General features: G+C 57.7%; 19 protein-coding genes. 12 read left to right on the forward strand and 7 right to left on the reverse strand.

The window, feature by feature from the left end; genetic code table 11:
* Positions 1–11: 11 nt before the first annotated feature.
* The 12 genes from AB4Y40_RS34485 (at position 12) to AB4Y40_RS34540 (ending at position 8,166) form a co-directional block, all read left to right on the forward strand.
* Entirely contained in the window at positions 12–296 is a 285-nt protein-coding gene (locus AB4Y40_RS34485) for a DUF3331 domain-containing protein (protein WP_342923969.1), read from the forward strand.
* Positions 297–309: 13 nt separating this feature from the next.
* Entirely contained in the window at positions 310–1,020 is a 711-nt protein-coding gene (locus AB4Y40_RS34490; protein WP_368691650.1) for an SDR family NAD(P)-dependent oxidoreductase, read from the forward strand.
* A gap of 116 nt (positions 1,021–1,136) precedes the next feature.
* Complete coding sequence (locus AB4Y40_RS34495) at positions 1,137–2,093, forward strand: AraC family transcriptional regulator (RefSeq protein ID WP_368685922.1); 957 nt, start codon at positions 1,137–1,139, stop codon at positions 2,091–2,093.
* Between the two features lie 451 nt (positions 2,094–2,544).
* The gene (locus tag AB4Y40_RS34500) at positions 2,545–3,162 is read left to right on the forward strand and encodes a nitroreductase family protein (RefSeq protein WP_368691707.1); all 618 of its coding nucleotides are present in this window, start codon (positions 2,545–2,547) and stop codon (positions 3,160–3,162) included.
* A gap of 188 nt (positions 3,163–3,350) precedes the next feature.
* A complete protein-coding gene (locus AB4Y40_RS34505) occupies positions 3,351–3,896 on the forward strand; it encodes a carboxymuconolactone decarboxylase family protein (protein ID WP_266233118.1) in 546 nt (181 codons plus the stop codon).
* A gap of 120 nt (positions 3,897–4,016) precedes the next feature.
* Positions 4,017–4,712 (forward strand): glutathione S-transferase C-terminal domain-containing protein, encoded by a 696-nt coding sequence (locus AB4Y40_RS34510; protein ID WP_368691651.1) that lies wholly within the window; start codon positions 4,017–4,019, stop codon positions 4,710–4,712.
* Between the two features lie 54 nt (positions 4,713–4,766).
* Entirely contained in the window at positions 4,767–5,186 is a 420-nt protein-coding gene (locus AB4Y40_RS34515) for a cupin domain-containing protein (protein WP_342923973.1), read from the forward strand.
* Between the two features lie 87 nt (positions 5,187–5,273).
* Positions 5,274–5,744 carry a pyridoxamine 5'-phosphate oxidase family protein gene (locus tag AB4Y40_RS34520; RefSeq protein ID WP_368691652.1) on the forward strand — a complete coding sequence of 157 codons (471 nt, stop codon included), beginning with the start codon at positions 5,274–5,276 and terminating at the stop codon, positions 5,742–5,744.
* 167 nt (positions 5,745–5,911) lie between these two features.
* Entirely contained in the window at positions 5,912–6,361 is a 450-nt protein-coding gene (locus tag AB4Y40_RS34525; protein ID WP_368691653.1) for a GNAT family N-acetyltransferase, read from the forward strand.
* Positions 6,362–6,563: 202 nt separating this feature from the next.
* Positions 6,564–7,067 carry a DUF417 family protein gene (locus AB4Y40_RS34530; RefSeq protein WP_342949714.1) on the forward strand — a complete coding sequence of 168 codons (504 nt, stop codon included), beginning with the start codon at positions 6,564–6,566 and terminating at the stop codon, positions 7,065–7,067.
* 44 nt (positions 7,068–7,111) lie between these two features.
* Positions 7,112–7,588, forward strand: coding sequence for a DUF3788 domain-containing protein (locus tag AB4Y40_RS34535; RefSeq protein ID WP_368691654.1), 477 nt, complete (start codon positions 7,112–7,114; stop codon positions 7,586–7,588).
* 248 nt (positions 7,589–7,836) lie between these two features.
* Complete coding sequence (locus AB4Y40_RS34540) at positions 7,837–8,166, forward strand: hypothetical protein (RefSeq protein ID WP_368691655.1); 330 nt, start codon at positions 7,837–7,839, stop codon at positions 8,164–8,166.
* A gap of 224 nt (positions 8,167–8,390) precedes the next feature.
* On the opposite strand, the gene AB4Y40_RS34545 is transcribed toward AB4Y40_RS34540, so the two are convergent.
* The 7 genes from AB4Y40_RS34545 to AB4Y40_RS34575 all read right to left on the reverse strand — a co-directional run bounded on the left by AB4Y40_RS34545 (position 8,391) and on the right by AB4Y40_RS34575 (position 13,394).
* Positions 8,391–8,795: an iron-containing alcohol dehydrogenase gene (locus tag AB4Y40_RS34545; protein WP_368691708.1), complete on the reverse strand. Its 405-nt coding sequence runs from the start codon at positions 8,793–8,795 to the stop codon at positions 8,391–8,393.
* Positions 8,714–9,046, reverse strand: coding sequence for an iron-containing alcohol dehydrogenase (locus AB4Y40_RS34550; protein WP_368691656.1), 333 nt, complete (start codon positions 9,044–9,046; stop codon positions 8,714–8,716). The genes AB4Y40_RS34545 and AB4Y40_RS34550 overlap by 82 nt, the downstream gene beginning before the upstream one ends.
* On the reverse strand, positions 9,046–9,498 hold the full coding sequence (locus AB4Y40_RS34555) for an iron-containing alcohol dehydrogenase (protein WP_368691657.1): 453 nt from the start codon (positions 9,496–9,498) through the stop codon (positions 9,046–9,048). Before AB4Y40_RS34555 ends, AB4Y40_RS34550 begins: the two co-directional genes overlap by 1 nt.
* Positions 9,499–9,546: 48 nt before the next feature.
* Positions 9,547–10,305 (reverse strand): SDR family NAD(P)-dependent oxidoreductase, encoded by a 759-nt coding sequence (locus AB4Y40_RS34560; RefSeq protein WP_368691658.1) that lies wholly within the window; start codon positions 10,303–10,305, stop codon positions 9,547–9,549.
* Between the two features lie 339 nt (positions 10,306–10,644).
* Positions 10,645–11,271, reverse strand: coding sequence for a tyrosine-type recombinase/integrase (locus tag AB4Y40_RS34565; RefSeq protein WP_368691659.1), 627 nt, complete (start codon positions 11,269–11,271; stop codon positions 10,645–10,647).
* Between the two features lie 124 nt (positions 11,272–11,395).
* Entirely contained in the window at positions 11,396–12,601 is a 1,206-nt protein-coding gene (locus AB4Y40_RS34570; protein WP_368691660.1) for a DUF3734 domain-containing protein, read from the reverse strand.
* Between the two features lie 10 nt (positions 12,602–12,611).
* A complete protein-coding gene (locus AB4Y40_RS34575; protein WP_368691661.1) occupies positions 12,612–13,394 on the reverse strand; it encodes a 3-hydroxybutyrate dehydrogenase in 783 nt (260 codons plus the stop codon).
* Positions 13,395–13,408 lie beyond the last annotated feature (14 nt).

Below are 13,408 nucleotides of genomic sequence, written 5' to 3' on the forward strand. Positions count from 1 at the left end.
GCGGATATCTCATGCCAAATCTGCCGACGCCTTCGCAAGTCTCCGTTGTGGAGAAACTGTCGTCGACGACGATTAGTGTCCGCTGGAGTGATCCCTGCATGGGACGTTACGAGAGCCAGATCTGGACTATTGGATCGGCACCAGCGGAAGCGGTCTGTGCGCTGTCCGGTAAGGCCATACACCGTGGCGACCCGATATTTCGCCCTCGTGTGAGTCGAACGCATAAACCAGTCAACCGCCATACGGTGATTCTGGCTTCCGCAGTAGGTTGTTTTTCTGAAGAACCATCATGTTAGGGGGCACTGGATCATGAGCGCATTGCGAAAGGTCGTGGTGGTAACCGGAGCATCGCAGGGAATTGGCGCCGCCATCGTTCAGGCGTTCCGCAAGCTCGATTACGCGGTCGTCGCGACGTCCCGCTCGATACAACCCTCTGTCGACAAAGACGTTCTGACGATAGCTGGCGACATTGGTGATCCTGCTGTGGCGCAGCAAGTCATCGCCGAAGGGGTCGCGCGATTTGGACGGATCGACACGCTTGTGAACAACGCCGGCATATATATCGGCAAGCCTTTCACAGAACATAGCGCGGCGGACTACGCAGCGGTGATGAATGTGAACATGGCGGGATTCTTTCACATCACGCAACTGGCGATTGCGGAGATGCAGAAGCATTCTCGCGGCCACGTAGTGAGCGTCACTGCGAGCGTCGCCGACATCGCGTACAGCGGAGTTTCTTCGTCACTAGCGGCATTGACAAAGGGCGGTCTCAACGCCGCAACGAAGTCGCTCGCCATTGAGTATGCAAGCAAGGGAATTCGGGTGAACGCGGTGGCTCCGGGTTTGATCAGGTCGACTATGCACAAGCCAGAAGCCCATGACGATCTCGCCGCGTTGGTTCCACTCGGATTCATGGGCGAGGTGGGCGATATCGCGGACGCGATTGTCTTTCTTGATTCAGCGTCGTTCGTCACGGGCGAGGTACTGCATGTCGACGGCGGGATGAGCGCTGGCCGATAGATTCGGTCCTGCAGTTGGCGAGGAATGAGCATCCCTTCTCGTCGAGATTTTCGGGCGCTGAAATTGTGAGTTTTGCCGTCACCTGATTTCCCCATGCCGAGGCCTTACGGAATTCTATGTCTCACGTCGACTGGTTAAGTCACCTGCTGCAATTGATCACCGTCACTGGCCGGCCTGAAGTCCGCTGCGCCTATGGAGCACCGTGGCGGGTCGAGTGGGATCAAGCGGCAACCCACGAAATCCCGTACCACGTCGTGCTCAGGGGCAAGGCAGTCATCGAGGATCCCGAGACGGGGATGGCAAAGGAACTGGTCGCTGGAGATATTGTCTTGTTACCCCACGGCTCGGCGCACATCCTGCACGACGGGAGTGGAATTCAGCCCGGACCTACTCGCGAGCGTCAGGGTCTCGCTGGGTGGACCTTTAGCGAGAATGACGGCGTTGGCGAGCATCTCGATATGTTATGCGGTCGTTTTTTTATTGAACCGCCGCATGACCGACTGATTCGCAATTACCTTCCGACAAATCTGGTGGTGCGGACTACTAGTACCGACGATGAGTCGGGTGTCGAGTCCCTCTCGAACCCTCTCGCCAATTTTGTGAGGCTCATGCGTGATGAGTCTACGGGAGAAAAAGTGGGCGGCTACGCCGTCCTTAATTCGCTCAGTTCGGCGCTGTTCACCATCGTGCTGCGCGAGGCAAGTAAATCCGAGCAGGCCCCAACAGGCTTGTTGGCGCTGGCTGGCCACCCACGGTTGGCCCCCGCGATTTCGGCGATGTTCTCCGATCCCGCTCGCGGCTGGAACCTGCCCGAGCTGGCCGCCTTGTGCAATATGTCCCGCGCCACGTTCATGCGGCATTTCCAGGAAACGCTCGGATGCTCAGCGGTTGATTTGCTAACCGACATCCGCATGAGCCACGCTGCGAACGAGTTGAAGAAGCCGACGATGACCACAGAGGCCGTAGCCGAATCAGTTGGCTACCAATCTGTATCTTCGTTCCGGCGTTTGTTCACAGAGAGGATGGGCATGACACCTGGTGAATGGCGTCGTCTCGCACGTCAGGGGCGATAGACCCCGAAATTTGTCGCTCCCGGTTCTAACCAGCATCGGACACGATCCGGCGAGGTCGACGCGGAGCGGCCGCTCTTCGTCCGTACGTCCTTCGATGCAATCTGGACAAGGGACTTCAATCGCGACGGCGCGATGAACGCTGCGGCGTCGCAAGATCGAGCGAACCGATGAGCCCTTGTGGAGTTTGATCCTTTTGGACACTTTATTGAGCATTTTCGCTCTCGAAATAGCCCTCGTGGGGCCTTAAAGTTGAAACACCTCACCACTTGACGGCAAACACGCAGTAGAGACTGCGACGTCACGGTGAAAGCGGCGACGGTGATCCGCAATCTGCACACGAAAGTGATTTTTTGCCGCGCGATCTCGTAAGAGGCGCTTCTGTACCCAGCAGGTCCCTCCACCCAAAGGAATCATCATGAACAGCGAAACCACCCTGAACAGCGGGACGACCATGACCAACGCAGTCATCGACTGTATCGTCAGCCGTAGCGCCACGAAGTATTACGACCCGTCGGCGAAGTTGAGCGACGACCAGATCCGCGAGCTGGTGCGGATCTCCACCAGCGCACCGACGTCCTTTCATCTGCAGAACTGGCGCTTCATTGCGGTGCGCACGCCCGCAGCGAAGGCCAAGCTCTTTCCGCTTGCCTGGAGCCAGCCGGCTGTCGCTGACGCGGCAGTCACCTTCATCATCTGCGGACAGCTGGTCGACACCAGCGTGATTCCGGATCGCCTGGCTCCGCTGGTCGAAGCAGGCGTGATGCCGGCGACGATGGTGTCGGAGTGGGAGGCCCCGGCCCGCGAACTGTACATGGAATATCCGCAGCGTCGTCGCGACGAAGCCGTACGCACGGCAACATTCGGCGCGTCGGCAATGATCTACGCTGCCCGCTCGCTGGGTATGGGGTCCACGCCGATGATCGGGTTCGACGCTGAGGCGGTTCATCGCGAATTCGGCTTGGCCGATGACGAAGTGCCCGCGCTTCTGCTCGCTGTCGGTGCCGAGCGTCAAGGCAACTGGGCGCAAAAGCCGCGCCGTCCCGTGCACGAAGTTCTCGACCTCGTCTAAGCGGGTTGCTGGAGTATTCACTACGTACAAGGACCAGCCAGCCGCGAAAAGGGTAGTCGTAGGCAAGATGACGCTCAACTGAAGTCCTGAACGGCTTCGACCCGCGCCCGGGCACGAAGCAATCCGAGAGAAGGGTTCAAAAATGAACCGTTCTTAATAAGTAGTACGAATTAATCAGAGATCCTATCATGACCCGTACCACCATTCTTACGCCGGAACAAGTACCCGCCGAATCGAAGGCAACGCTCGATGGCTTCGCCAAGAACATCGGCTTCACGCCGAACATGATGGCTGCGTTCGCGCAAAGCCCGATCGCGTTCAACGCCTGGGCCTACCTGCTCGGCTCCCTGAGCAAGGCGCTCGATGTGAAGACGCGCGACAGCATCGGCCTGGCAGTCTCCGAAGTGAACGGTTGCAACTACTGCCTGACGGTCCACAGTTTCACCGCTGAGCATCTGGCGAAACTGCCGGCGGAAGAAATCATCCTCGCGCGCAAAGGCCACGCCGCCGATCCGAAGCGCGATGCGGCTGTCCAGTTCGCGCGCAAGGTCATCGAAACCCGTGGGAAGGTGGGCGACGCCGACCTGAACGCAGTTCGCGAAGCGGGCTACACGGATGCAAACGTGATGGAAATCGTCGCACTGGTGGCCATGTATTCCCTGACGAATTTCTTCAATAACGTGTTCGATCCGGACATGGATTTCCCCGCTGTCACGCCGGCCGGTTCGATCTGAGCTCGAGACTGCGACGCCCATGACGTTGGTAACCCCGAGAGCGAGTTCTTGGGGGCACCATTCGCGGGGACGGTCAGCCAGTTTCGTTAAATGGCTGGCCGTCCCCGATCAAGGAAAAAGATGACCCTTCAGCATCCAGTCTTCACGCGCTGGCCAGCGCAACACCCCGACCGGCTCCAGCTCTTTTCACTGCCGACTCCCAACGGCGTGAAGGTCAGCATCATGCTGGAGGAGACGGGCCTGGCGTATGAGGCCCATCGTATCGACATCCTGGCGAACGAAAACCAGGAACCTGCTTTCGTTTCTCTCAACCCGAACGGCAAGATTCCGGCGATCTTCGATCCAGACGGTCCCGGGAACCGCCCGATCGCATTGTTCGAATCAGGTGCGATCCTGCTCTATCTTGCCGACAAGACGGGGCAGCTCTTGTCCACGGACCCAGCGCTTCGCTTTGAGACGATCCAGTGGCTGATGTGGCAGATGGGTGGTGTCGGTCCCATGTTTGGACAGGTCGGCTTTTTCAACAAATTCGCCGGGAAAGCCTACGAAGACAAGCGCCCGCGCGACCGCTATGCGTCGGAAGCCGCGCGTTTGCTCGGCGTGCTCGACACTCGGCTTGCCGGACGCAACTGGGTGATGGGCGATGACTTCAGTATTGCCGACATTTCTCTGCTCGGGTGGGTTCGTAACTTGATTGGCTTTTACGAGGCGCGCGACCTTGTCGGCTTCGATCGCTTCACTCATGTCCAGCGTTGGTTCGATCGCGGTCTCGCACGCCCTGCTGTGCAGCGCGGCCTCGAGATGCCATCAGCCTGAATCAGGCCGGGCAGTTAGCCGCATAGCCTCGCTGACACGCAGAAGGAAAAGACCATGAAGATACGGAACATCATCATTGCCAGCTTCGTTGCGCTAGCTGCGATGGCCGCCGACTCCGCGGAAGCTCACGACGGTGACGGACAAACCGTCACGAAGAATTTCGACGCAGCGATTCCCAACGTCCCCGGCAAATCGCTGATTGTACTGGAAGTTACGTACGCGCCCGGCGCGGCATCTGTTCCTCACACCCACGCGAAATCCGCATTCATTTACGCGTACGTGATCGAGGGCGCTGTCGAGTCCAAGGTGAATGACGGCCCAACCCGCATCTATCGAGCGGGTGAGAGCTGGTCAGAACCGCCCGGCGCTATCCATTCGATCAGCCGAAACGCGAGCAAAACGCAGCCCGCGAAATTGCTTGCCGTGTTTGTCGTCGACACGGACGACAAAGCGCTGACCACGCCGCTCAGATAGCGGGAATTTTTCCGACAAACACGAATCCTGCGAGGCACTGGAGAGTTTTTCTTAATGCGCAGGAAGTCCTTTCAGACGAGTGAATCCATGATTGAAATCACCGCAGACGCCGAAGCGATCATAAAAGGGGCAATACTGTCGTTCGTCGCGACGGTCAATGAGGATGGGACGCCGAATCTTTCGCCAAAGGCCTCCTTAACGGTCAGGAATGGCAAGCTCTACTTCGCCGATATCGCGTCGCCCGGGACGTTGAGGAATTTGAATGCCAACGCCGCCGTCGAGATCAACGTAGTCGACGTGTTCCTGAGGCGTGGTTACCGGTTCAGAGGAAAGGCGTTCATTGTGCCGCCTGACGGTGACGAATACTCAATGATCGCGGACTGGGTTCGTATAAGCAACGGGCCTGAATATCCAGTCGAACACGTCATCAGGATTGATGTTACTTCGATGTCTTCATTGCTCTCCCCTGCGCACATCTTTGCCGAGCCTCCTCGCAGTCAAGATGAGATACAGAGTACGTACCGTCGGAAGTACGGTATGCGCTTAACCGGGGAATAGACTTTAAATGTCAACCTGCGGTTCGATCGAATCACGCCTTCGCGACCGGAGGAAAGAAATTGCCCGTGAGACTGAAGTTAATTGTGGTTGATCGCATTGCTTGATGCTGTGGTTTTGTCACAGTTGCGCTTCATCGCTTTACTGCCATAGGACTTCGGGAGAACTCTATGCAATCAGTTGAGATCAAAGCCATCGAAAATAGCGATTTCGATATGTGGCTGCCACTTTGGGAAGGCTATCAGCAGTTTTACAAGGTTGATATCCCGCATGCTGTGACGCGCAACACCTGGGAGCGCTTCCTCGACCCCAACGAACCGATGTACGCGGTGCTCGCCATGACATGCGGTCACCCTTGCGGCTTCGCGCACACGGTCTACCAAAGGTCGACCTGGACATCTGCCGACTACTGCTATCTGCAGGACCTGTTTGTTGGACCTGACGCACGTGGGCGTGGCATTGGTCGCGCACTGATCGAACATGTGTACGCGGCGGCGAAACGTCGAAAAGCTCCTCGGGTGCACTGGCTGACTCACGAAACGAACTACCCAGGCAGGCTCCTCTACGACGCCGTGGGAGAGCGCTCTGGCTTTATACAGTACCGGAAGGTGTTCAAGTGAAACTCACTTGTCCAACCTTTGCCTGCAGACTAGCGAGGCGTCGCGAGCTGGATGGAAATAAGGGGTGGCGTCGGGTCGGATCTCCATTGTGTCTAACGTTTCCTGGACTATTTCGGTCGAAGTTAGTCCCGGAGCCGCTATCGGAAAAGTAAAGCTGTGAATCGGTAAAAAACCCTTCAACATACTGAATCGGGAAATCAAAATGAGCATTCGTACAAGTCAGTTTCGCTTTCAAATCGCAGAACGGAGCGTTGGGTCTCGAACTGGTCTTTTGTTGCTGAGGTGGGCGCTTGTCGTAATCTTTCTGTGGTTCGGAGCAATGAAATTCACCCACTATGAAGCGACTGGAATATCGCCGTTTATCGTGAATAGTCCTATCATGGGCTGGTTGAATTCTGCGTTCGGTGTTCAAGGGGCAAGTGATGTGATTGGTTTGCTAGAGCTGTCGACCGCAGTCGCTCTAATTATCGGATCGATTCAGCCCTTTTTCTCTGCGTTGGGCGCTGCGATGTCGGCCGCTACCTATCTGATCACGCTTACCTTCATGTTGAGCACCCCTGGCGTCGCCGAAGCGACTGCAGGTGGCTTTCCTGCGATTTCGGCGTTGCCCGGCCAGTTCCTGCTTAAAGACCTCGTCCTGCTGGCTGCATCGTTGACGCTCTTGCTGGGGTCGCTCCGGACTTCGCACGGCGACGCACGGCGGTGAGTTGATGGAAAGTTAAATATCTGGATAAGCTGAGGAGATGAAGAATGGAAAGCAAAACCGCACGAAGCGCTGAGATAGGCGACAGAATTTCTGACAAATCCTCGCATCCGGATGAGCGTACTCTCCGCGACTGGTTGGGTCCGGAGGCGTTCGAACATTGGGGCGAGCTGCGAAGCTGGATCGACGAGTTTTACCCCAATGTTTTCACGCCGGATTGGATATATGGCGGCAAGAAGCGTGGTTGGGCACTGCGCTACAAGGAGAACAGGGCGTTTTGCAGTCTGTTTCCGGCATACAGGCTGTTGTCCGTATTGGTCGTCTTGGGCCGGGCCGAACGAGAGAAGTTTGAAGAAAGGCGTTACTTCTGGAGTCAGCCGCTGGTCAAACAGTACGACGAATCCCGGACTTATCATGACGGGAAATGGATGACAATTCCAATCCTGTCGGTGGATGACCGAGTTGAGGTGACAGATCTCATGAGGATGAAACGCCCCACGCTTACACCTTTTCGCGGGTGGTAGCCCGGTATCACATGGGCGGTGGCTGCATTGTTGCGCACCGCCTGTTTGCGCTTTCGCTCCGCACCTCATATAAATTTCGGCGGGCCATCCGTGGCTGACCGGCACGCAAAGGTCACGCGGATACCTGCGTAAAAATCACCAAGGTGCACGTAAATCTGGGCTCCGGCTGAGCTGGGCCAAACCGTCGCGAGCGTTTTCTCCCGTCGTCGATTATGAAAGGCGATACGCCAGAACTTGAGATACCTACAATGCCCCAGAAGCTTGTTTCCAACCCCGGAGCCAACAGCCAAACTCGCATATGCAGCTTCCCATGCGGAGAGGTTCTCGTCGATATTCGCTATGGGGATGGTGTCACCAGACTGAGTGACCTTGACGACATCCAGACGCGTGGTGAAATCAGAATCGTGGTTCTTGATTCCATTGAGCGCGTCGACGAGCGACTGCGCGCACAAATTGGAAAGCTCAATGATGGAGATGCACTTATCGTATTCGTGGCCAACGAAGAGATGAGTTCGGCAGCTGCCAATACGCTAAAAATCAGTGCTCGTGGGTCAGTGATGGGGCGCCTTAGGCTTTGATAGCCGGCTTGAGTTGCAAAGACTCGGATGTAGCGGCGCTGTGGAACGGGGTGTCAGCACTCTGATGTTTTCCACAGCGACTCCGTACCATGCGAGCGCTATTTGCCGCGAGCGGCGCGGGGGGCGCACGAAAATAAAGGCGCTGAGCCACTGCGGCAAGCGCAGGCCGGAGGAGGCGCAGCTGGTGTGCGCCTTTGGCCAGCAGGTGAGAATGTGAACAGGCGCTAGTGTCTCGCCGCCCGCATCCGCGTCGTCGTCGCGTCGACCGCGAGTATCGAATCACTCACGAGGGCCACGGAAACATCGACGGGACACGCGTGGGTAGATTCTCCTTCAGCGAGCGATGCCTTGGCGATCCGGTTCGCGTAGTACCGCAGGTCGCCGGGCAGCCCTAGTTCGGCGAGTGTCGTAGGAAGCGCGACCTGTTCGCAGAACCGGATCATCTCCTCGATTTCCTGGATCGGGCGATTTTCTAGCATGAGCAGGCATAGCGTCCCGAACGCGACGTTCTCGCCGTGCAGCATGCCGTGTGTTTCGCTTAGGGCAGTCAGTCCACCATGCATGCCGTGTGCTGCGGAGCATCCGCAGTTCTCGAAGCCGATACTGCTGAGCAGCGTATTAGCTTCGATGACGTTTTCGACTGCCGTGGTAAAGAGACGGCTTCGACCGCCTGCTTTGCCTTCAGACCGTCTCGCATCAGCACATCGTGGCAGGCTCGCGCAATGGCAATACCAGTAGCTGTCGGAGGGAACCCTCCCGCGACGTAGTTGTTCGTTCGCGACTCCAGGTTCGAACGTGCCTCGAACCAAGTCGATAGCGCATCGCCGATTCCTGCGACGAGAAAGCGTACTGGCGCACTCGCCACAATGCTGGTGTCCACTACGACCAGATCGCGATTAGAGGCAGCCGCGCGGACCCCTCGTATACGCCCTCAGACGTATAGCGGGCGGCGACAGCGCTACACGGTGCGTCCGTTGACGCAATCGTCGGAACGATGACTGTCCGCGCGTTGGCTTCGAATGCCGCAATCTTGACCGTGTCTGCTGTCTTTCCCCCGCCGCCGCCCACGAGAATGTGGCTCTCCTCGCCTCTGGCGATTGCGGCCACGTGCGCGATTTCAGCCAGCGTACATTCGCCGCCGAACTTCTCCAGATGTACCGACAGCTTGGCATCTTCGAGATCACGCTGTAGTGAACTGCTGAAGCGTTCGAACAGAAACGGATCGATCAGAACGAGCACGTTGCGGCCCAACGGTGCAACGTGCTGTGAAAGGCGCGAGATCTCACCCGCGCGCTGGATATATTTTCCGGCCCCGGCATAAGCGCTGGACATGCTGGGTGTCTCCTTTGTATTTGATATGGCAGCGTCAAAAAGAATCGGCTAACCTTGAACCGAATATCCACCGTCTACCGGAATGACCGCGCCAGTCATGAAGTCGCATTCGCTTGAACAGAGCGCCACTGCAATGCCGGCAAGGTCCTCGGGCTTGCCCCAGCGCCCCTGAGGCGTGCGGCTCAAGATGCCCGCTTCGAGGTCAGGGAAAAGCCGTTTCGCCTCGGCGGTCAGATCGCTTTCGATCCAGCCAGGCAGCAACGTGTTGACCTGAATGTTATGAGGTGCCCATTCAACAGCCCACGCTTTGCCGAGCTGCACGATTCCGCCCTTGCTGGCCGCATAGGCCGAACCGTAGGTCGTGCCGAACAGGGAGAGCATCGAGCCGATATTGATAATCTTGCCGCCACCTGCGCGCGTGAACGCACCATGAATAGCCTGGGCGCAGAAATGCGCGCCGCTCAGGTTCGTATCGACAATCTGGTGCCATTCCTCGGAGCCTAGCTCGTGCCCTTGCTTGCGGATATTCATGCCAGCGTTGTTTACAAGGATATTTAGACAACCGAAATGCTGCTCGGCCTGCTCGATTGCCTCAGTGCACTCACCTTGATTCGTGATGTCGGCTTGAATGAAATGGCCGTTTGCACTACCGCCTGACAGCGATTCAATTGCAGCACGGCCCTTCCATCGATCGCGACCAATCAGCACAACACGCGCACCAGCCGCAACCATGCCGCGAGCGATGCCGAGCCCAATGCCGCTCGCTCCACCCGTAATGACCGCCACCTTTCCTGAAAGATCGAACATTGTTGTCTCCTTTTTAAGTTTGAGATACGAACCGGGAATGAGGATAGCCGAGCAGGACTCGGTACGGTGCAGAGAGCTTGCACGACATTTTTCGTGGGCGAGCATTCATAAAACGCATGCTTGGCGACGTGCAAATTTGCGATTGAATCGCCTCGGGAGTTCCGGGGTGTTAACGGGCGCGCAGAATTGACCCACCGGGTCAAATTTAGGCGCTCGCCAACAGACACAACGATGCAACGACTGCTTACCGGGCGACAACGTCGCCTGAATCTCCGATTGTTGTTTTAGGCGAACGACGCTGCCTGGCCGACAAGCGTCCGCTCGCCGGCCAGTTTGCCTTCATACTTCAGTTTGCTCCGCCATCTCAAGGGCGTCGTCCACTTCAATGCCGAGGTAGCGGACCGTGCTCTCAAGCTTGGTGTGGCCGAGCAACAACTGCACCGCCCGAAGGTTCTTCGTCCGCCGGTAAATCAATGATGCCTTCGTGCGACGCATGGTGTGCGTGCCGTACGCCGTATCGTCGAGTCCGATCGAGCCGATCCAGCGGTGGACCAAGCGAGCATATTGCCGCGTCGAGATATGCGGCGACGCGTGCAGCCGACTTGGAAACAGATAGTCGGCGGGTTGCAGTCTCCGTGCCCTTATCCAGGCTTCGATGCTCTGGCGGGTCTGTTCCGTGATCTCGAACTGAACCGGTCGTTGCGTCTTCTGCTGCATGACCATGGCTCGTGATCCGACGTGGCTACCCTGGCAGATCTCTTGCACGAGCAGCCGCGTCAGGTCGCACGCCCGAAGCTTGCTATCAATCGCAAGATTGAACATTGCCAGTTCGCGGATGTTCGAAGACATCTGCAGTCTTGTGCGAATAGCCCAGATTTCCGGAAGCTTCAAAGGCGGTTTCTGTCCGGTAAGCTTGCCCTTGTTCCACGGCACTCTGATGCCAGCGGCGCGTTTCTCGGTCTCCATGGCGACCTCCTTCCAACGTTGAAGGGAGACCCAGTGTGCGCGCCGGCCGCTGGACGCTCAACGACCCTTCGGAGACGTTCACGGCACGTTCAGGTGCGACCGCTTCCGAACCGCCTGCGGACGATCAAACCATGCGGTTGACTTCCTGTCGATAGCGATGCACGTCCCGCGTGACGAAGCCGATTTCGCGGCTCGGGATATCGAACCACTCGGGGTGGCCGAACGAGCGGCGAATATCCTCGAGACCGCTCGCCCAATGCTCGCGCATCGTATCCTTGCTGAATTCATAGTCCTTGTAGTGCCCCTCGAACGATTTATTCTTGTAGATCAGGTGCACGACATTCACCGCACTGCCATCCGCCGTGTTCTGTGCCTCCCGCAACAAGGGGTGCGCAAGCCGCACCTTTTCGGGAATGTGTTCGAGCAGCGCCTTGATCATCTGGGCGTGCTTCTGGTTCTGCGACATGAACGCGGTGATCGCTCGCGTCCGGCTCGAATATTGAATGTCTTTGGTGCGCTCGCTGACGTCGAGGAAGTCACCTGGTAGCTTGCCTCGCGAGCTCCACAGATCGATCTGGAAAACGAGCGTGTCCTTATGCTGGCTTTCCCTGATGATCTCGGTGAGCGGTGTGTTGGAAACCAGTCCGCCGTCCCAGTAGAACTCTCCATCGATCTCGACGGCTGGAAAGCCCGGCGGCAGCGCGCCGGATGCGATGAAATGCTCCGGTGCCAGACGCATTGTCGAATTGTCGAAGTACACGAGATTACCCGTTCGCACATTGACCGCCCCAACGGATACGCGAATCTTCCCGTCATTGATCCGATCGAAGTTTGCGTATCGCAAAAGCGTTTCACGCAACGCGGACGTGTCGTAATAGCTGACCTTGTCAGGACGTTTCCGGCCGAGCCCTGCGAGAGGCGTAGGCGTGCGCGGGGAGAAGAACCCGGCCTGACCCTCCATCAGCGTGCGCGTCGCCGCCCATGCGCTCGACCACCGGCGCCCCATATCTTCAAGCCCCGGCCACGTTGGAATGCGCGCACCGACATGCGAGAAGAAATCCGCGGGCTGACTGATCGTGTTCCAGAAGCCGCGCAGCGCCTCCATCCGGTCCGCAGGCGCATTGCCGGCGATGATCGCCGTATTCAGCGCGCCGATGGATACCCCGGATATTCGCGTTGGTTCCACGCCGACTTCGGCCATACCTTCATATACGCCGGCCTGATATGAGCCCAGTGCGCCGCCACCCTGCAGCACGAGTCCGATTTCGTCATATGCCGGGAGCTTGATGGGATGGGGCTGATGCAGCTTGTTACGCTGGCTCGGATACATGGTTGCCTCCTTACTGCATGAACCAGCCGTGGCTGACCACAATCGATTGTCCGGTGAGAGCGCTAGACTCGAAGCCGGCGAGGAATGCAACCGTGTTCGCGACATCTTCCAGCGACGTGAATTCGCCGTCGACTGTCTCCTTCAACATTACGTCCTTCACAACCTGCTGCTCAGAGATTCCCAAGGCTTTGGCCTGCTCGGGGATCTGCTTGTCGACCAGCGGGGTTCTCACGAAGCCCGGACACACGACATTGGCGCGCACGCCACGTGGTCCACCTTCTTTCGCGACAACCCGGGCGAGACCGAGCAGCCCGTGTTTCGCAGTCACATAGGCCGACTTGAGCTGCGACGCCTCGTGCGAGTGCACCGAGCCCATGTAGATCACCGCGCCACCATTGTTCGACGCGTACATATGCTTGATGACGGCCTTGGTCGTCAGGAATGCGCCGTCGAGGTGAATCGCCAGCATCCTCTTCCAGTCGGAAAATGGGTAGTCCTCGATCCGGTTGACGATCTGGATGCCTGCATTCGACACGAGCACGTCGATGCCGCCGAGCCGGCTTACCGTTTCGGCCACACCCGCATTGACCGCTTCTTCGCTGGTCACGTCCATCGCAACGGCGAACGCTTTCCCGCCATTGGCGGCGATTTCTTTAGCGACATTTTGAGCGTTCGCGAGATTCAGATCCGCGATCACGACCGTCGCGCCGTCTGACGCAAGCTTGCGTGCACACTGTTCGCCGATACCGCTTGCTGCGCCCGTAACGAGCGCGACCTTATCATTCAATGCCATACGTCCTCCGGGGG

Source organism: Paraburkholderia sp. EG287B (genome assembly GCF_040965595.1).
Taxonomy (GTDB): Bacteria; Pseudomonadota; Gammaproteobacteria; order Burkholderiales; family Burkholderiaceae; genus Paraburkholderia.